The sequence below is a fragment of the Lentilactobacillus kefiri genome, from assembly GCF_007989105.1.
Classification (GTDB): Bacteria; Bacillota; Bacilli; order Lactobacillales; family Lactobacillaceae; genus Lentilactobacillus; species Lentilactobacillus kefiri.
In genome coordinates this window covers 85,601-112,520 of record NZ_BJVK01000001.1, presented here as the reverse complement: position 1 = coordinate 112,520, position 26,920 = coordinate 85,601, and the positions used below count along the sequence as shown (strand labels likewise).

At 42.3% G+C, this 26,920-nt stretch carries 23 protein-coding genes; 1 reads left to right on the top strand and 22 read right to left on the bottom strand.

What is annotated here, in order from left to right; genetic code table 11:
- Nucleotides 1-2: 2 nt before the first annotated feature.
- From scpB to dnaE, 7 genes are all read right to left on the bottom strand, one after another.
- Nucleotides 3-584 (bottom strand): SMC-Scp complex subunit ScpB, encoded by a 582-nt coding sequence (gene scpB, locus LKE01_RS00575; RefSeq protein ID WP_054768890.1) that lies wholly within the window; start codon nt 582-584, stop codon nt 3-5.
- A complete protein-coding gene (locus tag LKE01_RS00570; protein WP_054768891.1) occupies nt 574-1,323 on the bottom strand; it encodes a segregation and condensation protein A in 750 nt (249 codons plus the stop codon). The genes scpB and LKE01_RS00570 overlap by 11 nt, the downstream gene beginning before the upstream one ends.
- A complete protein-coding gene (locus LKE01_RS00565; protein ID WP_054768892.1) occupies nt 1,316-1,678 on the bottom strand; it encodes a hypothetical protein in 363 nt (120 codons plus the stop codon). Before LKE01_RS00565 ends, LKE01_RS00570 begins: the two co-directional genes overlap by 8 nt.
- Before the next feature lie 17 nt (nt 1,679-1,695).
- Nucleotides 1,696-2,583 (bottom strand): site-specific tyrosine recombinase XerD, encoded by an 888-nt coding sequence (gene xerD / locus LKE01_RS00560; RefSeq protein WP_057962837.1) that lies wholly within the window; start codon nt 2,581-2,583, stop codon nt 1,696-1,698.
- Nucleotides 2,584-2,591: 8 nt separating this feature from the next.
- Nucleotides 2,592-3,452 carry a CvfB family protein gene (locus tag LKE01_RS00555; RefSeq protein ID WP_057962838.1) on the bottom strand — a complete coding sequence of 287 codons (861 nt, stop codon included), beginning with the start codon at nt 3,450-3,452 and terminating at the stop codon, nt 2,592-2,594.
- Between the two features lie 146 nt (nt 3,453-3,598).
- Entirely contained in the window at nt 3,599-5,356 is a 1,758-nt protein-coding gene (pyk, locus tag LKE01_RS00550) for a pyruvate kinase (protein WP_054768893.1), read from the bottom strand.
- A 247-nt stretch (nt 5,357-5,603) separates the two neighbouring features.
- The gene (dnaE, locus tag LKE01_RS00545; protein ID WP_057962839.1) at nt 5,604-8,951 is read right to left on the bottom strand and encodes a DNA polymerase III subunit alpha; all 3,348 of its coding nucleotides are present in this window, start codon (nt 8,949-8,951) and stop codon (nt 5,604-5,606) included.
- 134 nt (nt 8,952-9,085) lie between these two features.
- On the opposite strand from dnaE, the gene LKE01_RS00540 reads away from it, so the two are divergent.
- Entirely contained in the window at nt 9,086-9,292 is a 207-nt protein-coding gene (locus tag LKE01_RS00540; protein ID WP_057962840.1) for a DUF2929 family protein, read from the top strand.
- Between the two features lie 70 nt (nt 9,293-9,362).
- Here the strand turns inward: LKE01_RS00540 and LKE01_RS00535 are convergent, their stop codons facing one another.
- The 15 genes from LKE01_RS00535 to LKE01_RS00465 all read right to left on the bottom strand — a co-directional run bounded on the left by LKE01_RS00535 (nt 9,363) and on the right by LKE01_RS00465 (nt 26,914).
- On the bottom strand, nt 9,363-10,244 hold the full coding sequence (locus tag LKE01_RS00535; RefSeq protein WP_095344832.1) for an alpha/beta fold hydrolase: 882 nt from the start codon (nt 10,242-10,244) through the stop codon (nt 9,363-9,365).
- 30 nt (nt 10,245-10,274) lie between these two features.
- Entirely contained in the window at nt 10,275-12,887 is a 2,613-nt protein-coding gene (gene clpB / locus LKE01_RS00530; protein ID WP_057962842.1) for an ATP-dependent chaperone ClpB, read from the bottom strand.
- 147 nt (nt 12,888-13,034) lie between these two features.
- On the bottom strand, nt 13,035-14,273 hold the full coding sequence (pepT, locus tag LKE01_RS00525; protein WP_057962843.1) for a peptidase T: 1,239 nt from the start codon (nt 14,271-14,273) through the stop codon (nt 13,035-13,037).
- 20 nt (nt 14,274-14,293) lie between these two features.
- Nucleotides 14,294-15,409, bottom strand: a complete 1,116-nt coding sequence (locus LKE01_RS00520; RefSeq protein WP_057962844.1) for a Nif3-like dinuclear metal center hexameric protein — start codon at nt 15,407-15,409, stop codon at nt 14,294-14,296.
- Nucleotides 15,399-16,103 carry a tRNA (adenine(22)-N(1))-methyltransferase gene (locus tag LKE01_RS00515; protein ID WP_057962845.1) on the bottom strand — a complete coding sequence of 235 codons (705 nt, stop codon included), beginning with the start codon at nt 16,101-16,103 and terminating at the stop codon, nt 15,399-15,401. Before LKE01_RS00515 ends, LKE01_RS00520 begins: the two co-directional genes overlap by 11 nt.
- Before the next feature lie 154 nt (nt 16,104-16,257).
- Complete coding sequence (rpoD, locus tag LKE01_RS00510) at nt 16,258-17,541, bottom strand: RNA polymerase sigma factor RpoD (RefSeq protein WP_095344831.1); 1,284 nt, start codon at nt 17,539-17,541, stop codon at nt 16,258-16,260.
- Nucleotides 17,542-17,558: 17 nt separating this feature from the next.
- Nucleotides 17,559-19,391: a DNA primase gene (gene dnaG, locus LKE01_RS00505; protein WP_057962846.1), complete on the bottom strand. Its 1,833-nt coding sequence runs from the start codon at nt 19,389-19,391 to the stop codon at nt 17,559-17,561.
- A gap of 135 nt (nt 19,392-19,526) precedes the next feature.
- Nucleotides 19,527-21,608 (bottom strand): glycine--tRNA ligase subunit beta, encoded by a 2,082-nt coding sequence (gene glyS, locus LKE01_RS00500; RefSeq protein ID WP_057962847.1) that lies wholly within the window; start codon nt 21,606-21,608, stop codon nt 19,527-19,529.
- Nucleotides 21,608-22,537, bottom strand: a complete 930-nt coding sequence (gene glyQ, locus LKE01_RS00495) for a glycine--tRNA ligase subunit alpha (RefSeq protein WP_057962848.1) — start codon at nt 22,535-22,537, stop codon at nt 21,608-21,610. Before glyQ ends, glyS begins: the two co-directional genes overlap by 1 nt.
- Nucleotides 22,538-22,834: 297 nt before the next feature.
- Nucleotides 22,835-23,596, bottom strand: coding sequence for a DNA repair protein RecO (gene recO / locus LKE01_RS00490; RefSeq protein WP_054768895.1), 762 nt, complete (start codon nt 23,594-23,596; stop codon nt 22,835-22,837).
- A gap of 12 nt (nt 23,597-23,608) precedes the next feature.
- On the bottom strand, nt 23,609-24,511 hold the full coding sequence (gene era, locus LKE01_RS00485) for a GTPase Era (RefSeq protein ID WP_057962849.1): 903 nt from the start codon (nt 24,509-24,511) through the stop codon (nt 23,609-23,611).
- 12 nt (nt 24,512-24,523) lie between these two features.
- On the bottom strand, nt 24,524-24,931 hold the full coding sequence (locus LKE01_RS00480; protein WP_095344829.1) for a diacylglycerol kinase family protein: 408 nt from the start codon (nt 24,929-24,931) through the stop codon (nt 24,524-24,526).
- A complete protein-coding gene (gene ybeY / locus LKE01_RS00475; RefSeq protein WP_057962850.1) occupies nt 24,909-25,397 on the bottom strand; it encodes an rRNA maturation RNase YbeY in 489 nt (162 codons plus the stop codon). The genes LKE01_RS00480 and ybeY overlap by 23 nt, the downstream gene beginning before the upstream one ends.
- Nucleotides 25,398-25,426: 29 nt before the next feature.
- On the bottom strand, nt 25,427-26,392 hold the full coding sequence (locus LKE01_RS00470) for a PhoH family protein (protein WP_057962851.1): 966 nt from the start codon (nt 26,390-26,392) through the stop codon (nt 25,427-25,429).
- Between the two features lie 72 nt (nt 26,393-26,464).
- Entirely contained in the window at nt 26,465-26,914 is a 450-nt protein-coding gene (locus LKE01_RS00465; RefSeq protein WP_054768897.1) for a GatB/YqeY domain-containing protein, read from the bottom strand.
- Nucleotides 26,915-26,920: the final 6 nt, after the last annotated feature.

Here is a 26,920-nt window from a genome sequence, read left to right as displayed (position 1 = left end):
TCTTAATTTTCTTTATCAATTTCCTTGTTGAAACGTGTCAATAATGAATCGCTGGTGTCGTCATCCAAGACTTCGTCCTTCGGCAACGGCGGCAGATCTTTTAATGATTTCAAGCCAAAATAGTCTAATCCAAAATTGGTAATCCCATACTGCTTAGGATTTCCAACCTCTTCTTTGACACCCGTGACTTCGATCAAATCCTGGTTAACCAAGCGGTGAAGAATAGCCGAACTGTTAACACCACGGATCTGATCAATTTCAATTCGGGTAATCGGCTGATTATACATAATAATCGAAATTGTTTCCAGTGCGGCTTCGGATAAAACTCGTGGTTTGGCATCGTTCACGTAGTCGCCCACAAGTTCGGACAATTGCTCTTTGGTGCCCAATCGGTAGACATTATCACTTACAAATACTTTGAGGCCACTGTCTTCGTCATTTGTATACTTCTCAATGATTTTTTCCAGCAGCTGTCGACATGCGGCAACCGTCAAAGCCGTCCGTTGAGAAATTTGTCGCAGTGTGATGCCCTGATCACCGGATGCGTACAAGAGCGCCTCAATTTTTGCTAAATTACTGATCAACGTATCCCGGCCCCTTTCGAATTGTGATTTCTGATTGAACATTTGGCTGATCCAATCGAACTTCGTTGTATTTAGCCATTTCCAAAATTGCCAGAAAATCAGTCACAATTTCTTCAGTCTGGGATGAATGGCTGACCAACTTGTCAAAGGAAAGTTGCTCATGGTGTTGATTGAGCAGCTGTCGAATGCGTTGACTTTGACCCTGAATCGTAAACTGCCACTCATGAATAACCGTGGACATGGGTTGATTGTATTTAAAGTGCTTTAAGGCATCCACATAACTGGCCATGATGTCGCCACTATTAAATGGTGAAGGCTGGATCAGCTCTTCTTTGGTTGGCGGGACGGTCAATTCTGAACGGGTAAAGCTTTCCCGGCGGGTCATCTCACGCTTCTTGATGTCGGCTGCAACCATCTTGTACCGCTTGTAATTAAGCAGTTGAGAAACCAGTTCCTCTCGTGGATCGGCTTGTTCCTCGTCAGACTGGTCATCAGAAATCGTTGGCAGCAACATTTTTGATTTGATTACCATTAGTTTGGCAGCCATGACAAAATACTCACCGACAATTTCAAGGTTCAACTGTTGAGCATCATAAATATACTGCATATACTGCTCAGTAATTTTCGAAATCTGAATATCATAGATATCCATCTTCGACTCTTGAATCAAGTGCAGGAGAACTTCCAGCGGCCCATCGAAATCATTTAAATGTAGTTCAAGCTGCTTTGATTCAGGCATGATTGGTTGTGTTCTCCCATTTTTCCCAAGGTTCTCGATTATCAAATCCAACCACAATTTTATATTTGGGGTAAAGATCCTGTAGATCATCAAAAATGCGGTTGTAGTTGCCCTGACTGATGCTCTGGGGCGTTAAGACGAGTTGGTGAACCAACAGTTGGTCGCCTTGAAGTTCGATTCCGACCAAGCCGGACCAATTATTGGAAGGATCGCGCCATAAATAAATCAGCCGGTTGTCCTTGTTGGCGTACCAGTTCATTTCCTGGGCAACCAAATCCATATTTTGAAGTTCGGAAACCAATGAGAACAGGCCCATTGTGACTTTTTCATAATCTTTTCGGTATTGATATAACATTTATCTAGCCTCACTAATTATGCTCTAGGATGAAACTTATTATAGACTTCCGTCAAATGCTTATGGGAAACGTGGGTGTAAATCTGGGTAGTGGAAATATCCGAGTGCCCCAATAATTCCTGCACGATTCTCAAATCGGCACCGTTTTCCAGCAAATGCGTTGCAAACGAATGCCGCAAAGTATGCGGGGTTACATGGCGTTTAATGCCCGCCTGCTTGACATATTTCTTAATCATTTGCCAGATTGCCTGACGGGTTAAACGGCGTCCATGGGCGTTCAAAAACACATACTCGGTGTTGGACTTACCGCTTAACAATTGAACCCGGGTCGTTTTCAGATAATGATTCAACCAATTAATGGCAACGTCACTAATCGGAATAATCCGTTCTTTATCGCCTTTCCCAATGGTTTGTAACAGATTCATTGGTAGGTGAAGATCCCCAAGCTTTAAATTCACCAATTCGCTGACCCGCAAACCGGTCGCATATAAGGTTTCTAAAATTGCCCGGTCACGAATTCCCAACTTCTTGTGAACATCCGGCATGGACAACAATTTGTTGACCTCGGCAACCGTCAACACATCAGGAAGCGTTTGAGCTTTTTTGGGTGAATCAACTTTGAGCATCGGATCGTCTTTAATGACGTGAAACTGCACCAAATACTGAAAGAATCGGCGCAAAGTCGATACTTCCCGAATAATCGTGTTTCGAGCTTTATTCTGCTTTTGAAGACTCTCCAAAAAATTGAGAATAACAAACTGGTCAACCTTGGTGATTGTTCCTGCATGTTTGTCAAAAAAAGCACCGGCTTCTTCCAAATCCTGCCGATAACTTTTAATCGTATTTTCTGAAAGTCCACGTTCAACTCTCAAATAATGAAGGTAGTCCTCAATTTGTTCATGCATCTAAAAACCTACTTTTTTAACGAAATATGGCCATCTTCTTGAACAATCAAGTGCTCTTTTAACAGATGTCCCAATGCCCGTTTAAAAGCACCCTTGCTAATTCCAAAGTACTCCTTAATGGAATCAGGCGTACTTTTATCACTGAAATCAAGCTGCTTTTCATCGGTATGTTCGATAGCTGCCAAAATCATTTGAGCATCTTCACCGATTTCTTGATAGGCCCGTGGCTTTGTGGAAATGTTAACACTGCCGTCACGCAACATGCCAATAACTCGAGCATCAACTTCCTGACCCAATCGTGGCTCCATCAGGCGCTCATCTGGGTGTAAAAACGCCAAGTTGTAATCTTCGGTCAATAAACGGGTACCGGAAATCTTCAACCGATAAGCTCTGGCTTTCAAATTTTTATTTTGCAAATCGTCTTTAGCTGGTTTTGCAATTGCAGCGAAAATTTCTTCATCGGCCAAATGTCCCCAAATCCGGTTCTTTTTATCAACTGTTAAATCAATCAATAATTTATCACCATCTTGAGGCCATAATGAACGAACAGTTGGGAGCTCATCAATTGAAACCACAACATCTTTGTTGGGAAGCCCGATGTCGACAAAAACACCCAAGCCAAATTTTTCCTTCACAACTGTCGCAAATCCATAATGATCCCGTCTAATATCGGGAATATTTCTGGTAATCTGCATTTTATGCTGTTCATTTTCATAAGTGAAACCGGTAAAAGTAGCACCAATTTTCAACGGCTTCTTAACTTCAGTTTTATCGAGGAGAAAAGTTTCTCCTTCAATTTGAACATAATAATCTTTATCATTTTCATCGATAACCTTACCGGTTACCACTTGTGCAAGTATATTATTCATGCTTATCTCCGATCTAAACCCATCTTGCTCTTATTTTACACGTTTTCAGACTAAATTTCGACCGCAGGACAATAATAACAAACAGGTCCGGACGGATTAACCGCCCGGACCTGTCATTATTAGTCGTGATCACTCACGAATTAAATTTAGATTGATGATGAAGCACCATGGTAAATGATACCACGATGTGAATCAACAGTGATTAATTCACCGTCAGAAATCTTAGTAGTAGCATCGTTAGCACCAACAACAACTGGAATACCCATTGAGATACCCACAACAGCTGCGTGTGAAGTCAAACCACCGTTTTCAACAACAACGGCGCTAGCCTTTTCGATAGCTGGAAGATATTCTTTGTCAGTTGACTTAGTTACAAGGATGCTGCCTTCAGTAACTTTGCTCTTGGCATCTGCAGCGTTCTTAGCAACAACAGCTTTACCAATAACAGTCTTGTCACCAACACCTTGACCTTGAACAAGCTTTGAACCGATCAATTGAACTCTCATCAAGTTAGTAGTACCACTTTCACCAACTGGAACACCGGCAGTAACGATAATTAAATCGCCTTCCTTAGCTAAACCAGTTTCGAGAGCCTTCTTTGAAGCTAATTCAAAGATGTCATCAGTGTTCTTAACTTCGTCAACCAAGATTGGGTGAACACCCCAGTTAACCATCAAACCACGACGAGTACGTTCGTCAAATGTGATGGCAAGGATGTCAGCATCTGGATGATACTTGGAAATCATTTTTGCGGTGTAGCCTGAACGGGTAGCTGCAACGATGCAGTGGATGCCTAATTCTTTAGCAACACGGGCAACTGAATCACCAATTGATTCAGTAACATCACTTGAGTCGAATTTTGGACGTGGAGTACCAAATTCGCTAAATGCGTTTTCAGCCTTAACATCGATTCGAGCCATAGTTTGTACTGATTGAACAGGATAGTCACCATTAGCACTTTCACCAGACAGCATTGTTGCATCAGTACCATCAAAGACGGCATTGGCAACATCAGAAGCTTCGGCACGAGTAGGACGTGGGTTTTCCTGCATTGAATCAAGCATTTGAGTAGCGGTGATAACTGGCTTGCCAAGTTGGTTACATTTCTTGATCAAAGTCTTTTGTACCAACGGAACGTTTTCAGCTGGAATTTCAACACCCATGTCACCACGAGCAACCATCAAACCATCTGAAACCTTGATGATGTCATCAAAGTTGTTGATTCCTTCTTGTGATTCGATCTTAGGGAAGATTTGAACATGTTCCATATGCTTTTCTTCAAGCAATTGACGAATGTCCAAAACATCTTGAGCCTTACGAACGAATGATGCAGAAATGAAATCAATGTCGTGATCCAAACCGAAACGAATATCATCTGAATCTTTTTTAGTGATACCAGGTAAGTTGATTGAAACACCAGGTGCGTTAACACCTTTACGTGATCCAAGAACACTATCGTTTTGAACAGTGACAACTAATTCTTTGTTAGAAGCATCTTTCTTAGTTACAACAGTGTCCAACAAACCATCATCAAAAAGAACGTGACCGCCTTCATGAACATCGTCAAAGAGTCCTGGGTAAGTAACAGCAATCTTATCTTTAGTACCCTCAAGGCTTGCGTCCATTGAAATGCGGAATACATCGCCAGTGTGGAATTCGATCTTGCCGTCCTTTTGGACAGTGGTACGAATTTCAGCACCCTTAGTATCAAGCATAATTCCAACAGTCTTACCAGTCTTCTTTTCAGCTTCGTGAACCTTGTTCATACGATCAAGATGTTCAGGGTGGTCACCATGTGAAAAGTTAAATCGGAAAACATTAGCCCCAGCCTCAATTAACTTAGTAATTGTTTCGACATCAGTACTTGCTGGTCCTAATGTACTTACGATCTTAGTTTTCTTCATAAGTAAAATCTCTCCTTCGGTTTTTGGGCACTCAACACACTATTAAAAGTATCGTAAAACACTTTAAATGACGCATCGGTATCCTTTTAGATTTCAACCGTATTTTATCACTTTTTACGCGGGTTGTCGCCCACATTTTGGGTGTAAATGAACAAATTAACAAAACCCCACAAGGCAAAAAGTTAGGTGCACCGCAAATGTAAGCCTTTACCTAATTAACTTTGTTCACTAAAAGATAAACTAAAAATTACTTATAAACCACATTATTTCGCCCAAAAATTGTGATTAAACGGTCTTTAAGCGTATCACTTTGATTCAGCCATAAATCCGGATCCAGCTGCCAGGATTTTTTAGTTTCCATTTCAAATACAATCACTGGTACCTGGCCGTGAAATTCGTGACTTAAATCATCAAGTTTGTGAAACATTGCGTTTTTATCATGGTTACCGTCAATTCTCAGGTACCATTTTCGGGTTTCAGATGTCCGCTTGAGATTTTGTAGGGCATTGGCAGCCGGCTCCATCTCATTGGCAACCATTTGAATCGTATTATTTTTCTCAACGTTGCCCTTCACGAGGATAACCAAATCCTTGTGAAGCCAGGACTGGGTTTTGGCAAACAAATTAGGGAAGACGGTGATTGAGGTCTCCCCCACTTGATCATTTCCGTCTAAAAATGCCATCTGTTTACCGGTTTTAGTCCTGATAATCTTCACCTTGGTGACGTAAAGAATCAGGTAAACATTTTTCATCCCTTCTGCCATCGTATTGGTTGTTTGGGCCTTAAGGCGTTTAGCCAGGGGCACAAACCGTTCCGTTGGATGACCGGATAAATAGGCACCAAGATATTCGTTTTCTTTTTCCAGCCGATCCATCAACGGCATTTCCGGCATTCGCGGCATCTTGGGTTCCAGTGCCTTAAACAAACTCATCGAATTACCACTCAACTCAACGGAACTGATAAATTCCGGTGCGGCCGCAATTAATTCAGAACGGTTAAACGGAAAGACATCCAGCGCGCCGGAATAAATTAACGCGTTAATGAGTTCAACTTTTCGATATTTATCTGCCAGCCGACTTAAAAAGTCGGGAAATGATTTGAAGGGCCCGTTTTTCTTTCTTTCGGCAAGCAGGTCAATGACCATATCATGGCGAACACCCTTAATCGAATCAAGGCCAAAAATAATTTCGCCATTTTGAAAGGTAAAGTCCGCTTCACTTTGATTGATATTTGAGCCAACCACTTTGACCCCCATGGACTTGGCGTCCAATAAATACTCTTTGACCTTAACTGAATTATTATTAACAGAATTGAGCAGGGCAACGTGAAATTCGCCGGGATAATATACTTTCAAAAAGGCCAGTTCGTAAGCCATCTTGGTATATGCAACGGCATGGGATTTGTTAAAACCATAATTGGCGAATCGTTCGATATAGTCAAAAACTTTGTTGGCAACCTGCTCGGAATGGCCGCGCTTTTTGGAACCGTCCATAAACAGAACTTTCATCTGCTCCATGACGCCAAGCTTCTTCTTACTCATCGCCCGCCGTAAAATATCGGCTTGTCCAAGTGAAAAGCCGGCCATCTTTGAGGCTACCAGCATCACCTGCTCTTGATAAACGATGACGCCATAAGTCGGCTTAAGAATTTCCACCAAACTATCGTCGGGATACGTCAATGCTTCATTGTGATTTTTGCGTTTAACCACTTCATCGATATTTTGCATTGGACCGGGACGATACAGGGCATTTACAAGGGCCACATCTTCAAATCTTTCCGGATGCAGTCGGCGTAAAACGCTTCGAATCCCGTTTGATTCAAACTGGAAAATACCAGTTGTGTTCCCTTCCGCAAACAGCTGAATGGTTTTCTCATCATCCAAGGGCACAGCTGAGATATCCAAATCTTTACCTGTCGTCAGTTTCACTTGATGCAGGGCATCCGCAAGAATCGACAGGTTTCGTAATCCAAGAAAATCCATTTTCAACAAACCGACTGATTCAACATAGTCCTTGGAATACTGGGTCATCAGCAGGCCTTCATTACCATTTTGCAGTGGAACCAAGTCAACCAGTGGATTATCACTCAACACCAGTCCAGCAGCGTGAGTTGAATAATGTCTCGGTAGACCTTCCAAGCTTCGAGCAGTTTCGTACAGCGCTTGATTCAAAGGACCATCGGCAACCAAATTTTTCAATCGCTGAGAATTATCGTAGGCATCCTGCAGCGTCACGTGAAATGCACTGGGAATCGCTTTACTCCATTGATCCTGTTGAGTCGTGTTCAAGCCAAATACCCGGCCGACATCCCGAATTGATTGCTTGGCGGCCAAAGTTCCAAATGTGATAATCTGGGCCACCCGCTTATGACCATATTTTTGGTGGACATACTGGATCACTTCATCACGTTTATCATCCGGAATATCCAAATCAATATCCGGCATTTGAACCCGTTCCGGATTCAAGAAACGTTCAAACAATAAATTATATTTAATCGGATCAACGTCAGTAATCGTTAAAACGTAGGCAACCAGCGATCCGGCAGCCGATCCCCGTCCAGGACCAGTAATGATATTGGTCTGGTGGGCGAAATTGATAACGTCCCACACAATTAGGAAATAATTGTCAAAGCCCATTGAGTGAATAACCGACAGCTCCCGATCCAGACGATGCTTATAAGGCGTTGAATCCTTAATTTTATTCTTGGTTAAGCGATCAGCCAACCCCTTTTCACAAAGTTGACGAAGATAGGTACCCGAATCAATCCCGTTTGGCGTATCAAATTGAGGCAGCTTGGGCTGTTGTTTTTTAATTTCAACGTTACATGCAGCGACAATGTTATCAACTTGGGTAATCGAATCAGTTAAATGAATTTGGCGGTACTCGGCTTCTACCTGATCTGCCGGTCGCAGCCAATATGGACCCACTTGTTTGCTTAATTCCGCAACGTTGGCAATCTTTGTTCCCGCGGCAATGTTTTTCAAGACCTGCATTGGAAAATAATCGGTCGCATCGATGTAGTCGACTGGTGAATCGGCTACTAAAGGGACCTGCTCATCGGCCGCCAGCTTGCCAAGCATGTCGATCAGACTGTCAGAGGAATGGTAATCAACCCCAATTTTTAAAGCACCTTTGTCAATGCCCAGGGATTTGAGTTGCTCAATCAGTGCTGCTGCATCATCGGAACGGCCCTGCAGTAAAAGGGCGTTCATTTCGGCAAGCGGCGGTAAAATCACAACCAGATTGTTTAAATATTTTTTCAACTGGGAAACAGCCAGCTCCGGAAGCGTCATTTTCAACGTTGATAACTTCACAAGATTGGCATACCCCTGCTGATTTTTGGCCAGCATCACTAAATTATAATGATGATCGCTTAAAATCAGTCCGGGCAGCTGTAAGGTCAATCCAATCAACGGCTTAATACCCGCATTCGAACAAGCATCGTAGAATTCAACAGCGCCGTACATAACGTTGAGGTCCGTCAACGCCAGGGCCTTGTATCCTCGATCCTTTGCCTCGGAAATTAGTTCCGAAATTCGAATTGGGCTTTGCAGTAAACTATAGGAACTGATGACTTGTAATGGAACGTAACTCACAGTATTGCCCTTCTTTCTCTATATGAAATTATACCAAATTAATCGACGCCGCATTAGCAATTCAAAATTAAATAATTGATGATTTTTCACAAAATATATGCTAAAATGCTATTGATTGTGAGGTGGCGTTAAACATGAAACTTATTGCTTCAAATATCGTAGCTGTATTATGGGCTTATATCTTCGGAGAAATCATCGGTTACATAGGTTCCGCCCTTGAAGTCCGCGCATGGGATCCTTCCCAAGTCGGAATTGCTGCCGCTATCACCGCATTTATTGCCGTGAACGGTATTTATCTGATCAGCAAGGATTCAGCATCATCAAGTAAATCAAAAGATTAGTGTTTTTATGAAATGTTAAAAGGCTATGGCAAATACTTGTCATAGCCTTTTTATTATCTTCAAATATTACTTACTGATGAATTTCAAAAAACTTGAGCAGCCGATCGAAAACGACCTGGCGTTTGGTTTCCTGAAGGACTTCGTGTTTCATGTGAGGTTCACGGATACTGATGACCTTTTGATAGCCAATTTTCTTCAGTGTTCCAACCGTGTCAGCCAACCCTTTTTCACCACCACTAAATTTATCTTCGGCACCTACCAAGCTCATAATCGGTAAATGCGGGTTGGTACAGTGAAAATGGCGGGTCTGCTTAAGCTCAAAGTCGCCTTCCCATAAAGTCACCAAGCTTTTAACGGGATATTCATCCATCATTAAGGGATCTTGACTAACTTGGCGGATGTTTTCCCGATCGTAACTGAGCCACGAATGGTCACCGGGAGCCAATCCAGATAGTTTCGAAAGAAATGTCCATTTGGCAGTCTCAGGGTAAATCTTCAAAAAAGCTTTGCCGATCAATAAGCCAAGTGGCACGACCGGAATGTAATTTGCTGTTCCGGTGAGGGCCACCGCGTTAATCTCATTATCGTGTTTTTGAAGATATAAGCGCGCCAAAATTGACCCGAAAGAATGGCCAAATAAGCTGACCTGTAAACGGGGATATTTTTCCTTAATAAAGTTGGTTATCCGGACCTGATCGGCGATCAATTGGGGGATGCTGCGCATTATTCCCCATGGATCATCCTTTGAAATTGACGCACCATGACCGCGATTATCTGAGACCACCGCGATATAGCCGTGGTCACTCAAAAATTGGGCAAATTCATAGTACCTTTCCTTGTGTTCCAAGGCGCCATGAATCATTTGAACGATACCCTTGGGACGGGTTGTCGGAAAAACGGCCACTGCCAAGTGAGTTCGATTGTTTGTGGGAATCATGTAATTGTTTGGCACACCCATTCCTCCTAAATCATAATGACCGAGCTAAATTTGGGTGTCTGGCGACAACTGCTCGGGGGTGAACGTTAATTTATCACCGTCAAGATTGATGTGAACTTCGCTGTGCGGCTTAATCTCGTCGGCAACAATCATCCTGGCAAGTGGGGTTTCGACAACATTGGTGACATATCGTTGAAGCGGTCGTGCCCCATATTGAGGTTCATAACCATTGTTGGCAATCCAACGTTTGGCTTCATCGGAAATTGAGAGCTTGATGTCTTGAGCCTTTGTCCGTTGTGACAACTCGTTAATCAACTTCTGAACGATCTTTTCAATATCTGCTTTTGTGAGTGGTGTAAAGGTAATCACATCATCAATCCGGTTCAGAAATTCCGGCTTGAATGACGCCTTCAACAACTCATTGACCTTTTTCTTGGCATCATCGGAAATCACGCCGTTTTCATCGGTACCATCCAGTAAAATGTCTGATCCCAAGTTAGATGTCATAATTAAAATCGTATTTTTAAAGTCAATTGTCCGACCCTGACTATCCGTCAAACGACCATCGTCAAGAACTTGTAGCAAAATGTTGAAGACGTCCGGATGAGCCTTTTCAATTTCATCAAAAAGCACGATTGTATATGGATTACGCCGGACAGCTTCAGTCAGTTGGCCGCCTTCCTCATAGCCGACATAACCGGGAGCAGCTCCAACCAAACGAGAAACAGATTCTTTTTCCATATACTCAGACATATCAATTCGAACCATGTGGTTTTCAGAATCAAACAAGTCTTCTGCCAATGCCTTGGCTAATTCGGTTTTTCCGACTCCAGTAGGTCCTAAGAACAGGAATGAACCCAATGGCTTGCTTGGGTCCTGTAAGCCCGCACGCGACCGAATAACGGCATCTGAGACGGCAGTAACCGCTGCATCCTGACCAATCACTCGTTTATGCAAATTGTCGGCCAAATGAAGCAACTTCTTACGTTCTCCCTCAACCAACTTGGTGACCGGAATACCGGTTTCACGGCTGACAACCGCCGCAATCTCGTTGGCGGTAACTGATTCACTGACCAGCCAATCCGAATGCTGATCATTATCTTCCAGCTTCTTCAAATCGGCTTCCAGTTGTGGAATTGTTCCATGTTGAAGAACGGCTGCCTTATTCAAGTCATAGGCATTTTCAGCCTGCTTTAAATCATTCTTTGCTTGATCAAGTTGCTTCTTTTTATCAGAAATCTTTTTAATGGCTTCTTTTTCTTGAGACCATCTGGCATTTAGCTTGTTAACCTTTTCTTTGATATCGGCAAGGTCTTTGACAACTTCTTTCAAGCGTTTCTTGGAAGCTTCATCAGTCTCCTGCTTTAAAGCAGCTTCTTCGACTTCCAACCGCATCATTTGGCGCTTGGACTGATCAAGTTCGGTTGGACTAGAGTTCATTTCAACCCGGATTTCAGCCGAAGCCTCATCAACCAGGTCAATTGCTTTGTCAGGCAAATACCGATCAGTGATGTACCGGTCGGACAGTTTTGCGGCCGCTACCAACGCGTTGTCATGGATTCGAACACCATGGTGAATTTCCAAACTTTCGGACAAGCCACGCAAAATCGTGACCGTATCTTCAACGGATGGTTCGTGCACCATTACCCGCTGAAATCTTCGTTCCAGTGCCTTATCTTTTTCCATGTATTTCCGATATTCATCAATCGTGGTGGCACCAATCAAATGGAGTTCGCCACGGGCAAGCATCGGCTTTAAAATGTTGCCGGCATCCATGCTGCCTTCTGCTTTTCCGGCACCAACAATATTGTGAATTTCATCGATGAACATGATGATTTGACCCTCGGCCTTTTTAACTTCTTTCAAAACGGCCTGAAGACGTTCTTCAAATTCACCACGATATTTCGCGCCGGCAATGAGTGACCCCATGTCTAATTGAAAAATGGTTTTGTTTTTCAGGTTTTCGGGAACGTCGTTGGACGCAATCCGCATCGCCAATCCCTCAACGACAGCAGTCTTACCAACTCCGGGAGCCCCGATTAAGACCGGATTGTTCTTCGTTTTTCGCGATAGAATTCTGATAACATCCAGAATTTCTTCGTCTCGGCCAATGATTGGCCCTAATTTATTATCACGGGCAGCTTGAACCAAATCGGTTCCGTATTTTTCAAGTGATTGGTAACTGTCCTCTTGATTCTTGGTCGTGACTTTTTGGCCGCCACGGATTTTTTCAACCACGTTGCGGACCTTCTGCTCAGTGATTCCCTGGCCAGCCAGATAATCGGCAAACTTATCGCCGTGCAGCTGCATAACCGCAATCGTTAATGTATCAACCGCAATATAGGTATCGCCAAATTCATTTTTAATCTGTTCGGCATTTTGAAGGAGTTGATACAGGTTGGATGACAGAGATTCACCATATTTGATATTACTGCCTTCAACCGTGGCAATCTCGTCGATTTCAGAGTCCAGCTCCGAATTGACGTCGTCCAGATTCTGCCCCAACTGGGAATAGATTTCCCTTGCCAGTTCACCAGGCTGAACTAAAAACTTAAATAGATGGGCAACCGTAATGTTTTGCTGCTTACGGGTGGCGGCAATTTGTTGAGCCTGTGAAATGGCTTGGGTAACTGCTTCAGTTAAATTATCAGGATTCATTAAATTATCACCTTAATTAATGTATTTTTAAAAATTGATTTTAATAAAAAGGTTCGAAACAAAAATAAATTTTTCATTCCAAACCATCTAAAGCTATACTATCAAATTTTGAATGCCCTGAACAATAATTTGACCTTTTTTGACCTATTACTTTTCAGCGTATAATTTTGCAATTTCCAGAACAACATCGACCGCTTTTTCCATCGTCTCTTCTGAAACATATTCAAAGCGTCCATGCATGTTCTCACCACCGGCAAAGATGTTTGGGGTTGGCAATCCCATGTAAGAAATCTTCGAACCGTCAGTTCCACCTCGAACTGGGAAGACATGTGGCTTAGCATCCACATTTTCCATGGCTTGTTCGGCAATCTTAACGGGAGTTGGATCCTTTTTGATAATTTCGCCCATGTTGTAATACTGATCCTTGATGGTGACTTTAACCCGATCTTCACCAAAATCACTATTCATTTGGTTAGCAATTCCCTTAAATAATCGTTTTCGAGCTTCAAATCGATCTCTGTCGTGGTCACGAATAATATATCCCATGTCGGTGTGATCAACCGTTCCTTGAAAGTCGTAGAGATGGAAGAATCCTTCCCGGTCTTGCGTCTTCTCAGGACGATCGAAATCAGGCAGCTGAGCATGGAAATCCATTCCAACTTGGATGGCATTAACCATAATGCCTTTGGCTTCTGCAGGATGAACATCGGTTCCTTTGATGGATACCTTGGCGTCGGCAGCATTGAACGTTTCATAGTTCAAGTCGCCAAGTGGCCCACCATCAACGGTATATGCCACATCGGCCCCAAAGTCTTTAACGTCAAAGTGATCGGCACCGGTTCCAATTTCCTCGTCGGGTCCAAAGGCAACTTTAATGTCACCGTGTTTGATGTCTGGGTGCTCCTGAAGATATTTAACCGCTGAAATGATTTCGGATACTCCAGCTTTGTCGTCAGCACCTAAAAGGGTTGAACCATCGGTCGTAATCAGAGTTTGACCGGCATATTTTTTGAGGCTTGGAAATACCTTTGGGTCCAAAGTGTATTCACCGTTGTCATCCAGCTTGATAACGGAATGGCCGTCATAGTTTTCAACAATCTTCGGTTGAATGTTTTCAGAATTAAAGTCAGCCGTATCAATGTGGGAAATAAATCCGACTGCTGGAACTTTTTTATCTGTATTGGCAGGTAAAGTGGCAAAAACATAGGCACTTTGCTTATTGGTATGCACATTTTCCAATCCCATATCACTCAGCAAGTCCTTGAGGCTGTTCAAAAATTTAGTCTCTCTGTCTGAAGATGGAATTGTCGTAGAATTGGCATCAGAACGGGTATTGACCTTAACAAATTTCAAAAAATTGGGAATTAATTCAGAATACTTAGCCATAGTGATTATCTCCTTATTTTTTACATAAATGTGAATGGATCTGTATTGATGGTGGATTGGTAGACATCCAGATTCCAACCGTTTTCCTCGGACCACTGTTTGAACAATGCTGCCAACTTGGGAATACAGATACTTTCAATATGGTGACCGGGATCGATAACTGGAAAATCAGCGGCCAACATATCATGACCGGTATGATAATACACATCCCCGGTCACGTAAGCATCGGCACCCTTTTGTTGCGCCAAGTGGAAGAACTTGCCCCCGTCGCCGCCTAAAATGGCAATCCGTTTCAACGGCTTGTTCAAGTCATTGGCAATCACTCTCAGTCCGGAAACGTGGAAAACCTGTTTGCAATACAAAGCAAATTCTTTCACCGACATCTGATGATCCAGATCGCCGATTCGGCCCATGGTGAAGTGATGCTTTTTATCTTCAAGCCGAATCAGGTTATACAGTGGATGGTCCAGTGGATGAACATCGATCAGTGTCTTCAATACGTGATGCAAATTCTTTTCCGGCACTTCAAATTCCAGTCTGGAATCTTCAATTTCATTTGGTTCACCGGCTGCTCCCATGGTCGGATCCGCACCCGCTTTGGGAACATAATAAACGGTGCCGTCAATTGCGTACGTATAGCCACTATACTGATCAGCGCTGGCTTGCGCACCCGCATCAACTAATGACATGCGGACGGCAGTTGCATATACTTTTGGGACTTGAACGGTCAAACGAAAAACCGATTCGTCATAAGCCGGCACCATGCCGGATAAATTGTTAAGCCTTAACGTTTCGGCCAACCAATCGTTCATCCCGCCATCGGCAGAATCTAAATTGGTGTGAGCCGCATAAACCGTGATATGATGCGCAATGATGTTGGCATACATGGCGTTTTGCGGATTGTCCAAATCCAAGTTTCTTGCCGGATGGAACATGACCGGATGATGGGCAAAGATAAAATCAACGCCGTTTTCAATCGCTTCATCAACGACTTCCGGTCGAACATCCAAAGTCGTCATAACCTTGTGAACTTCGCTGTTCAATGACCCAATTTGTAACCCGACTGGATCTTTTTCCATTGCAAGCTTTTTCGGTGCAAACTGTTCAAAACGGTCAACTAATTCTTTAACTTTCAACCTGTATCACCTCATTAATTGTATCGATTTCTTTTTGAATGGATTGAATTTTTGTAGTATCTTCGTGAACGGCTTGATGCATATTTTCAATCACCCGTTTTAACAATTCAATTTCTTCCTGCCACTTTTCAACAAATACCGGTGACTTTTCTTTCATCAAAAAAGGGCCGAACTTTAGCTCCAAATCCGTATAGTGAACCGGCTGGGGTGCTTTTTTTGCCGTAATAATTTCATAAATATGCCCATCTTCTTCAAGAATTTGTTCAGCAAAGATTCGGTAGCCGTTGGTCATCAGCCAATGTCTAACAACTGGTTCGCCAACGTTGGGTTGAAGAATCAATTTTTCCTGGCCTGAAAGCTTCTCTTTGCCGGCTTCAAGGATGTGGGTAATTAAGTTACCACCCATTCCGGCAATGGTAATTGCATTGACATTGTCGCCGGGTTCGATGGCCGCTAATCCATCCGCAAGTCTGGGATGCAAAACATCCAGAAGACGATCTTTTTTGATTTCTGATATGGCGTTTGAAAGCGGACCTTTAGCAATTTCACCAACAACACCGTATTCGATGGTGTGGTTCTTAGCCAGATGAATCGGCAAATAGGCGTGGTCTGAACCGATATCAGCCAACCGACTGCCTGGTTCAACGTGATCACTAACGGTCTGCAAACGTTTCGATAAATGAGTGCTATTCATAATAAGCTCCTAAGTTTGTGTATAAATTCATTATAAATTATTCAAATGAAAAATAACAGATTTGACATTTAGTTTTGAAGAATCCCAAAAACAAGCCGTAAAAAAGAGGCTGGAACAATGAATGCTCCAACCTCTTTTGAGTGAACCTTTTTTATTAATCCAAGAAATCTTTAAGCTGCTTACTACGTGAAGGATGACGCAATTTTCTCAAAGCCTTGGCTTCGATTTGACGAATCCGTTCACGGGTAACACCGAAGACTTTACCAACTTCTTCAAGGGTTCGGGTGCGACCATCATCAAGACCGAATCGTAAACGCAAAACGTTTTCCTCACGGTCAGTCAACGTATCCAAGACACTTTCAAGCTGCTCTTTCAGTAATTCATAGGCAGCATGATCAGCTGGTGACGTTGCATCCTGATCTTCAATAAAGTCCCCAAGATGTGAGTCGTCCTCTTCACCAATTGGTGTTTCAAGCGAAACAGGTTCTTGAGCAATTTTAAGAATCTCACGAACCTTTTCAGTTGGCATATCCATTTCAGCACCAATTTCTTCAGGAAGCGGCTCACGGCCTAAATCTTGAAGCAATTGACGTTGAATCCGAATCAACTTATTGATCGTTTCAACCATGTGAACAGGGATTCGGATGGTCCGAGCCTGGTCAGCAATGGCACGGGTGATGGCCTGTCGGATCCACCATGTGGCATAAGTTGAAAACTTAAAGCCTTTCCGGTAATCAAACTTTTCAACGGCCTTCATCAAGCCCATATTTCCTTCTTGAATCAAGTCCAAGAACTGCATCCCACGACCAACATAACGCTTGGCGATGGAAACAACCAGTCGTAAGTTGGCTTCGGCAAGTTCCTGCTTGGCTTCTTCATCACCGGCTTCAATTCGCTTGGCCAATGAAATTTCCTGATCGGCACTCAGCAATGAAACCCGACCAATTTCCTTCAAATACATCCGGACTGGGTCGTTAATCTTAACACCGGTTGGAGCAGAAACATCGGAAAGTTCCTTCTTGGTAACCTTCTTGGCAGCACCAATTGCTCGTGGATCCGGATCACCTTTTTCATCAACAACACTGATTCCAGAATCTTCAATGCTTTCCAACAAGTTTTCCATATCTTTGTCAGTCAGAGAATATGGCTTTTGAATCTTCTCTGCCAATTCATCATAGGTGATATGACCGATTGGCTTATTTTTCTTGACAATTGCGTTAAATTCTTTTTTGTAAGGCTTGTCTGCTTTCTTGGCAGCTTTGGTCGTTTTGGCCTTGCTTGACTTGGCTCTGGTAGATTTTGCCTTGGCTGCAGTTGTTTTTTTGGCTGTGGTCTTCTTGGCCGTAGTCTTTTTAGCCGTCGTCTTTTTAGCTGCAGTTGTCTTCTTAGCTGTCGTGGTCTTTGCTTCTGTTACCTTATCTGTTTTTTTGTTAGCCATCAAAAAGCCTCCTGGAATTATACTTGTTGCTTCATTCTCTTCTGTTGTTCAAGCTTGACAATCTCGATTGTTAACGCGCGCTGTTTGTCAACATCGCCGATCTTGGTTGCCTGCTTAAGTTCCGCACGCTTTTTCTTTAATTTTTCTTCTACGGGCGCTCGATGCATTAAAATGTTTAAATAACTGTCAATTTCAGCATCGGTTGGATTATCAGGAAGTTCGAGCATGTCGATATCAACTAATAGACTTTGCAGGGAATCTTCTGAAATCAGATTACTGAAAGTGGCCACATTATAATCATCAAATTTAGTGAAATAGCCCTCAGCTAAAAGGTACAACATTTGATACTGTTCATCAACAAATGAGAATCCTGATACATTACTTACCTTTAACCAAATATCATGGTAATGCAGCATCCGGTTCATCAACTGCATTTCGGCTTTCTCAACCAGTGAGTAATGCTTTTGCTGTTTAACCGTCTGAGCCGGCTTGTGATAAGCATGCTGCTGTTCAGATGCCTGAGTGTTCGGCCGGGCAAGGAGTGGTGCCAACTGCTGTTGCAGCAGCGACTTGTCCACGCCAAACTCTTGAGCCAAGCGATTCAAGTAGAGATCCCGTGAAATGCTGGAATCCACACGACTAATCAGTTTTAAAGCTTCAGCAATGTAATTGGTTTGATCAACTTCAGAATCTAAATTGTACTGCTTCTTAAGAAAGCTCAGTTCAAATTCAATTGGTGCCTGAGCATGAATAATCAACTGTTTGAAATCATCAGCACCCTTGTTCCGAATGAACTCATCAGGATCCATCCCACCGGGAATTGAAATAATTTTCATTTCAATCTGACTTTTTTGCTCATTGAAGGCATCAATTGCCCGCTTGATTGCTTTTTGACCTGGTGTATCGCCATCATACGAAATCACAACTTCATGAGTGATCCGTTTGATGTCATAAATCTGTTGTTCGGTTAAGCTGGTTCCCATTGAAGCAATTCCTGATTTGATACCTGCCTGATAGGCAGTGATCACATCCATAAATCCTTCAAATAAAATTGCCGGATCCTTGCTGCGAATGTTCGGTCTGGCAAGATCCAGGTTGAAAAGAACCTTACGTTTGTTAAAAATCTCTGTTTCAGGACTGTTCAAATACTTTGGCATATCCGAATCAGTCGTTAACAAACGGCCTGAAAAGGCAATGGTTTGCCCCGATCCGTTGCGAATTGGGTACATCACCCGATCAACAAATCGGTCTCTCAAGTTACCGTCCTGATCCTCTGAAAATAAACCGGATTTGCGAAGTAACTGAAAGTCCACCTTCCGTTCATCGAAAAATGGTTTCAATAAACGTTGTGCAGGTGCATAACCCAACTGATAAACCGCAATGGTATCATCGGTAACTCCCCGCTTGTGGAGATAGTTAAGGGCTGGTTCTCCCATCTTGGTATTTGTCAAAATATGATTATACAGCTTGACACTTTGCTCATGAAGGTCAATTAACTGTTTTTGCTGAGAATTTTCGGCTGCGGACTGAGAATTGCCGCTCCCACGGAAATACTTGTCATCAACCGAAATATTTTTCATCTCGGCAACTTTTTTAACGGCCTCTGGAAACGAAATGTTTTGAAGCTCCATCAAGAATTTAAAGACATTCCCGCCTCTTCCACAACTGAAACAGTGGAAAATCTGTTTATCTTCAGATACAGAAAAAGATGGGGTCCGCTCCTCGTGAAACGGACAAAGGCCAAATAAATTCTTTCCGGATTGTTTTAACTGAACAAACTGGGAAACAACGTCAACAATGTTAACCTGTGACCTAATTTCTTCAATCACATCTTCTGGGATTTTCACCATACTTCGCCTCCCATCTTTTAAAACAGCGTCAATACCTGTAAAAAGCCGCACCAAAAGTGCGACTTGTTTTACTGGCGATACGTATTTAAATATTATCATAAATGTCAAGTTTGTACAAACATTGACACTTTAAAATTATCCTTTAACAACCAACTTATCAAGATCACCAAGGTACATAATCATGTTGGCAATAATCGTTAATTGACGAAGGTGATTATTCTTCAATTTGTCATCTTTTGCCATAACCATTGTTGCATCGAAGTAATCGTTGATCTTATCTTTCAACTGAGACAACCGATCGAAGTCTTCCTCTGCTGTTTGACTAGTAAAGTCTTTTGAAGCAGTAGAAACAGCTTCATACAAGGCCTTCTCGGAGTCGTTTTCAAACAAGTCGGGGTCAACATTCAGATCATCAGGCTTAAATGAACCCTTCTTGGAAATTCGTTGAACACGGGTAAGTGATTCAATGATGTCTTTGAAGTTGTCATCGTCTTTATGATCTTGCAAAGTCTTGGCACTAGCAATGTTGAACAGGATGTTGGTATGTGATCCTGAAGTAACGGCATCCGCAATATCGTAACGAACACCCAAATCATCCAAGTACTGCTTGATCCGGTCTTTTGTAAATGAGCTGACGGCAGCAACTTGGCTCTTCATATCAAGTTTTGGTGCAACTTTTGACTGTTCTTCCAAATCAATCAGCTTATCAAGGGTGTCATCCAGATCAAAGTTCAAATTCTTATCGGCAACAATTCGAACAACTCCGGTGGCCTGACGACGCAAAGCGTATGGGTCATTTGAACCGCTTGGAATCATCCCTGCAGCAAAGAATGTCAAAATGCTGTCCAATTTATCGGCAATTGCCAAGATTGAACCAACGTTGGTCTTAGGCAACTCACCATTAGCAGAAATTGGCATGTAGTGTTCGGAAATCGCGGTGGCAACGGCTTGGTCTTCACCCTTTAACAAGGCGTATTTGTTTCCCATTACTCCTTGAAGTTCAGCAAATTCGCCAACCATTCCGGTGACCAAATCAAATTTATAGATTGAAGCAGCCCGCTTAAGATCCTTGAGTTCCTGTTCGGAAAGTCCGGCCAGCTTGCCAAGGTAAGCAGACATTACTTGAACCCGCTGCATCTTTTCGTACATCGTTGAAATCTTGTCATGGAAGCTGACTTTTTTAAGTCGTTCAACATCATCGGCAATCGACTTCTTTTGGTCTTCTTGATAGAAGAACATGGCATCATCAAGTCGGGCGGTCAAAACTTTTTCGTTCCCGGCAACCACGTTTTGAATGTCATAGTCGTTTCCGTTTCGAACGGAAATAAAGTGTGGTAATAATTTGCGATCTTGATCAGTGACGTAGAAGAATCGTTGATGATCTCTCATTGAAGTAATCAAAACTTCATCGGGAATTGTCAGGTATTTTTCATCAAAGTTACCGAAGAATGCGGTTGGCCATTCAACCAGGTTGTTAACTTCTTCAAGCAGGTTTGGATCAAGATTGATCTTCCAATTATTGTCGGCAGCAATCTTATTAATTTGCTTGGTAATTAATTCTTTTCGCTTGGCAGCATCGGCAATAACGAACTGTTCGGTTAATTTTTCTTCATACTCATCAGCGTTGGCTAATGCAATATCTTTACCTAAGAAACGATGACCGGAAGTGATTCGGTCGGTATTGACGTCCAAAATCTTGAATGGAATGACTTCATCGTTGAGCAATGCCACAAGCCATTTGATTGGACGAACATACTCAAATGAGTAGGTTCCCCACTTCATCATGGTTGGAAATGTCATTGAAGTAATAACGTCCTTCATACCAGGCAAAATTTCTTTAAGTGACTTTCCGGCAATATGCTTTTCAACGAAGACGTATTCGGTTCCTTTAACATCCTTGAAGGTAATGTCGTCAGGAGTTGCTCCCTGGCCTCGTGAAAATCCGATTGCAGCTTTGGTCCAGTTGCCGTCAGAATCTTTGGCGATCTTCTTGGCTGGTCCCTTAACCGATTTGTCAATGTCCGGCTGCTTGTCGGCCAAACCAGTGATGTACAAAGCCAAACGACGTGGAGTACTGAAAGTTTTAATATCAGCAAATGAAATTCGTTGATCCTTCAAGAAATCACTGGCCCGCTTCTTAAGTTGATTAATACTTGGTGTTACAACGTGGGCAGGAATTTCTTCCAAACCAATTTCCAATAAGAAATTATTAGCCATTATTTCTTCTCCTCCTTATCGTCTTTTAATAGTTCTTGGCGTTTCTTTTTGTCTTTGATTAATGGGAAGCCAAGGCGTTTACGTGCTTCAACAAATTCTTTGGCAACTGAACGGGCCAAGTTACGGATTCTTGAAAGGTATCCTGCTCGTTCGGTAACTGAAACGGCTCCTCTGGCATCCAGTAAGTTAAAGGTGTGACTGCACTTAAGAATGTAATCATATGCCGGGTGAACCAAATCTTGAGCCAACAAACGTTTAGCTTCACGTTCGTAATCATTGAACAGATTCAGCAGCATTTCCTGATCGGAAACTTCGAAACTGTATTTTGAATGTTCATATTCGGGTTCTTTAAAGATATCACCGTATTTAACATCGTCTGACCAGTTAAGATCAAAAACGGAGTTGACGTCTTGAACGTATGATGACAAGCGTTCAAGTCCATAAGTGATTTCAGAAGCAACTGGATTCATCTCAAGACCACCGACGATTTGGAAATAAGTAAACTGGGTGATTTCCATTCCATCCAGCCAAACTTCCCAACCAACACCGGCACAGCCCATTGATGGGTTTTCCCAGTTATCTTCAACGAACCGGATATCATGTTCCAAAGGATTGATACCTAATTCCTTTAAACTATTTAAATATAAATCTTGAACATTTTCGGGAGAAGGCTTCATGATCACTTGGAACTGGTGATGTTGATACAACCGGTTAGGGTTTTCTCCGTATCGACCATCAGCAGGACGGCGTGATGGTTCAACGTACGCAGCGTTCCAAGGTTCTGGCCCGATAGCTCTTAAGAAAGTGTAAGGACTCATGGTTCCGGCACCTTTTTCAGTGTCATAGGCCTGCATTAACATACATCCCTGGGCTGCCCAATACTTTTGCAGGCGCAGTATAATCTCTTGAACTGATAATTTTTCAGTCATAAAAGTTCCTCCTAATTAGTTAAAAACATGAAAAAAGTCCCTATGTTCAACGACTTATAGACTAAGCCACTCAACATAGGGACGATGAAATCGCGGTTCCACCCTACTTCTGGTATTGCTACCAGCACTTAATTGTTCAACTCGAAAAGCGCCATTCGTCCAATAAATTTTAATCAGCTCACACTATCCTGATCTCGTTTTAAAAATCCATTAGACAATTTCTTTTGTCATCGTTGAATTATTCATTTCAAAAATAATCATAGTTGACATTAAAATAATTGTCAACGCTGTTATGCATTACAACTTAAATTTACCAAGCTGATCGATAAAATGCTTGCTCTTTGGGACGACCCCAACGCTTCGCAAATAAATCTGGTCAAGCACTTCCCGCAACGACTTTTTGGTTTGGTCATTGACTTTGATATGGGTCAGCTTTTTAAGATCTACCACAGAAAATAAACGCAGGTAGTAAATCGTCCGGGCATCTAAATGCATCCGGTACGGGTCTTTATTCCAGTGGTTACTGCACAATAACCCACCATAGGCTTCGGAATAATCAAACGGCAGGTCGGTTCGATGGCAAATGACACAGTCGACCCAGTCGGGCGCAACCCCGTATGCATTAAGCAGCTGAACCTCAAAAATGTTGGTAATGATTTGTTCATCAAATCCTTCATCAATGAGATGCAAACCCGTCAATAATTTGTCATACCAACCGGGAATTGCCTCCCCATCCGGATACGCCATATCAATCAGCGACATAATGTAGGTTGCATAAGCATTTTTAGTGATATCTTCACTAATGTTTTGGAAATGTTCCAAATGCTTATCGTTCATGATATAAGAAAGGCCGGAGTCTTTGATGTCACCACCATAAAGGCCGTATGTAAACGGTAAAACTGCCGCCCGCATTTTGAACTTTGGCCGTTTGGCACCCCTTACCAGAAACATCTTTTTGCCGAACTCCTTGGTCAGAAATTTTATCAGCAGGTCGTGTTCCCGATAGGCTTTTGTATATAGCAAAATACCGTTAAAATCCGTTCGCTGACCATTTGACAAAATCACTCACCTCTAATAATTATCTTTACGGTAACCATATGAATTTAACAAGTTGGCTTTATCACGCCAATGAGGCTCAACCTTAACCCAGAGTTCCAAGAAGACCTTGTTGCCCATCATGTTTTCAATATCTTTTCTGGCAAGTGTTCCGATCTTTTTGAGCATCGATCCACCCTTGCCAATGACAATTCCCTTTTGGCCGTCACGTTCAACAATAATTGTTGCCCGAATTCTCAAAAGACTCTTTTCAGTCTTGATACTTTCGACAACCACTGCGGTTGAATGGGGAATTTCCTGACGGGTTAATTCCAATACTTTTTCACGAATTAATTCTGAGATGACGAACCGCTCAGGGTGATCGGTTACCTCATCAGCAGGATAATATTGGGGACCATTTGGCAATTCTTTAATCAAAGTATCAACTAATTCGGGAACGTTGTTGCCTTGAAGTGCCGAAATTGGATAAACATCTTTAAACGGCAGTGCATTCTTATATTGCTCAATGATCGGCATAATATCATCTGGTGAAATTTCATCAATCTTATTAATCAACAGATAGATTGGCTTGTCGACATTCTTGAGCTGGTCAATGATAAAGTTGTCACCGGCACCACGATGTTCTGTGGCGTTAACCATGAATAAGACCGCGTCAACTTCTTTTAAAGCAGACAGCGCAGAATCCATCATGAAATCACCCAGTTTATTTTGTGGTTTATGAATTCCGGGTGTATCGATGAAGACAATTTGGGCATCCTTGGTTGTATAGACACCTTGAATCTTATTTCTGGTTGTTTGTGGTTTGTCACTCATGATCGCAATCTTTTGGCCGATCACTCTATTTAAGAAAGTTGACTTACCAACGTTTGGTCTGCCGACAATGGCAACAAAGCCTGAATGAAAATCTGGATTATCCATTTTTTACCCCTCTTATTTCAATAACGTCATGAATCTGGGAACAAAAATCAACATGCCGATGATAACAGCAAAAAGTGCCGACAGTAGGACACCACCGGCAGCCACATCCTTCGCACGCTTGGCCAAGAAGTCAAAATGATGGCCAACAATCAAGTCAACAACATTTTCAATAACCGTATTTAGGACTTCGGAACCAATGACAGAGAAAAATGCGGCAAACAGCCATAGCCATTCGTTGATACTGATCTTCATAACGATTGCAAATGTTAAGACAACAATTGCGACAATTAAGTCGATCCGGAAATTGCGCTCTTCTAAAAGAAGTCGCTTAATACCGTCAAGCGCATGACCGACTGATTGAAGAAATGATTTGTTCTTATCCAATTGTGGTTTTTGTTTATCTTTTGAGTCCATAAGCATTTAAAATCTCTTTTTGAAGCGGAAACATCACGTCCGCGTCAGCTTTCTTCATATGATCGTAGCCGTTTAGGTGTAAGAATCCGTGAACACAGAGAAATCCCAGTTCGCGTTCAAACGAATGACCGAGGTAATCCGCTTGTTCAGCCACCTTGTCGACAGAAACAAAAATATCGCCAATGTTTTCAGGAATGGCCTCTTTTAAAGACTCATCCATGACAATTGGAAAATCGTCTGCATCGTCACTATCATCTTCGATTGCGAAGCTGATAACATCAGTAGCCCGGTCAACACCCCGGTATTTTTTATTGATTTGATGAATTTCATCGTTATTCACAAGGGTGACCGACATCTCAGTATTGTCAGCCAAATGAATGTAAGATCCGGCAAAATCAAGAACGTCGCGGATCAACTTTTGATCCTTTTCAGGGACCCCTTTTTCAGTTTTATCATATATTTCTAAATCCATTAAGTTATTCCCTCAAGTCTTTTGTAAAGTTAATGGCCACTTTTTTCGTACGCAGTAATAATTTTTGCAACAACTGGGTGACGAACAACATCTTTAGCCGTAAAGGTCACAAACTCAATTTGATCAATGTTCTTTAAAATCTTTTGAGCGGTTACCAATCCACTGGCAGAATGTTTTGGCAAATCAATTTGTGAAATATCACCATTGACAATCATTTTAGATCCAAATCCAAGTCGGGTCAGGAACATCTTCATCTGCATGTTTGTCGTGTTTTGAGCTTCATCCAAAATCACAAACGCATTATCAAGTGTTCGGCCACGCATATAGGCCAATGGGGCAATTTCAATTGTTCCGCGATCCATAAGCCGTTCAGTGTGTTCTGCACCCAAAATTGAATGAAGAGCATCGTAAATTGGTCTCAAATATGGATCAACTTTTTCTTTCAGGTCACCCGGCAAAAAGCCCAGGCTCTCACCTGCTTCAACAGCAGGTCGGGTCAAAACAATCTTGTCGACGGTTCCCTTCTTGAGAGCAGCGATCGCCATGACAACTGCCAAATAAGTCTTACCGGTTCCGGCAGGACCAATTCCAAAAGCAACGTCATGGTGTTTAATTGCCTGAATATACTGTCGCTGTCCAAAGGTCTTTACACGCACAGCCTTGCCTTTTGCATCTTTTATAGGGACTTCATTGTAAAGGTCTTTAAAGTACTCCAGCGTGCCATTTTGAGCCATATTCATCGCACTAATGAAGTCACTGCTGTTAATATTAATTCCCTTTTGAATTAACGAGAGAATATTCTCCAAAATATGCAGCGTAATGCTGACAGGTTCATCCTGACCAGTTACTCTCAGCGAATTGCCAAAGACATTGATGGAGACATCCATTCCCTCTTCGATGATTGTAATGTACTCATCTTGAGCACCGACAATCTGCAATAATTCGTTTGGGTCGGATACAATAAACTCTCTTGTAACTTGTTGAGTATCAGCCAAGTAAGTGAGCTCCTTTTCATTGTCATATTTATTCAGATACTACCACAAAGTTGGCAGTATCCTAACAGAATTCTAGCTTTGTAGCTGTTTCTTAACTAATTTGTTAATAACGCTGCCGTCAGCCTTGCCTTTAACTTTAGGCATAATAGCACCCATTACTTTACCAAAGTCAGCCATTGATTCTGCACCAATTTGTGAAATTGTGTCATTGACAATCTTTTCAACTTCATCTTCTGAGAGTTGTTTTGGCGCATATTCTTCAGCAATCTTCAACTTGGCTTCCTGGTCTTTTACGAGATCCTGGCGGTCGGCTTTTTTAAATTCTTCCAATGATTCTTTTTGCTGCTTAATTTCTTTTGTGATAATGTCATTGATTTGGTCTTCGTTTAAATCATGGTTTCCATCTGCTACTTTGGCGTTCATAATTTGGGCCTTGATTCCGCGAATTACACCAAGTCGGACTTTGTCACGAGCCTTCATGGCATCTTTCATGTCAGAAAGCAATTTATCATATACACTCATCAAAGT

Coding starts and splice junctions, on each gene's coding strand:
- rpoD (WP_095344831.1), bottom strand. CDS start 17,541: ATGGCTAACAAAAAAACAGATAAGGTAACAGAAGCAAAGACCACGACA.
- ybeY (WP_057962850.1), bottom strand. CDS start 25,397: ATGGATTTAGAAATATATGATAAAACTGAAAAAGGGGTCCCTGAAAAG.
- clpB (WP_057962842.1), bottom strand. CDS start 12,887: ATGAATCCTGATAATTTAACTGAAGCAGTTACCCAAGCCATTTCACAG.
- xerD (WP_057962837.1), bottom strand. CDS start 2,583: ATGCATGAACAAATTGAGGACTACCTTCATTATTTGAGAGTTGAACGT.
- LKE01_RS00570 (WP_054768891.1), bottom strand. CDS start 1,323: ATGCCTGAATCAAAGCAGCTTGAACTACATTTAAATGATTTCGATGGG.
- LKE01_RS00540 (WP_057962840.1), top strand. CDS start 9,086: ATGAAACTTATTGCTTCAAATATCGTAGCTGTATTATGGGCTTATATC.
- dnaG (WP_057962846.1), bottom strand. CDS start 19,391: ATGGTGAAAATCCCAGAAGATGTGATTGAAGAAATTAGGTCACAGGTT.
- era (WP_057962849.1), bottom strand. CDS start 24,511: ATGGATAATCCAGATTTTCATTCAGGCTTTGTTGCCATTGTCGGCAGA.
- LKE01_RS00515 (WP_057962845.1), bottom strand. CDS start 16,103: ATGAATAGCACTCATTTATCGAAACGTTTGCAGACCGTTAGTGATCAC.
- glyS (WP_057962847.1), bottom strand. CDS start 21,608: ATGGCTAATAATTTCTTATTGGAAATTGGTTTGGAAGAAATTCCTGCC.
- pyk (WP_054768893.1), bottom strand. CDS start 5,356: ATGAAGAAAACTAAGATCGTAAGTACATTAGGACCAGCAAGTACTGAT.
- LKE01_RS00555 (WP_057962838.1), bottom strand. CDS start 3,452: ATGAATAATATACTTGCACAAGTGGTAACCGGTAAGGTTATCGATGAA.
- LKE01_RS00465 (WP_054768897.1), bottom strand. CDS start 26,914: ATGAGTGTATATGATAAATTGCTTTCTGACATGAAAGATGCCATGAAG.
- pepT (WP_057962843.1), bottom strand. CDS start 14,273: ATGGCTAAGTATTCTGAATTAATTCCCAATTTTTTGAAATTTGTTAAG.
- glyQ (WP_057962848.1), bottom strand. CDS start 22,537: ATGACTGAAAAATTATCAGTTCAAGAGATTATACTGCGCCTGCAAAAG.
- LKE01_RS00565 (WP_054768892.1), bottom strand. CDS start 1,678: ATGTTATATCAATACCGAAAAGATTATGAAAAAGTCACAATGGGCCTG.
- LKE01_RS00480 (WP_095344829.1), bottom strand. CDS start 24,931: ATGCTTATGGACTCAAAAGATAAACAAAAACCACAATTGGATAAGAAC.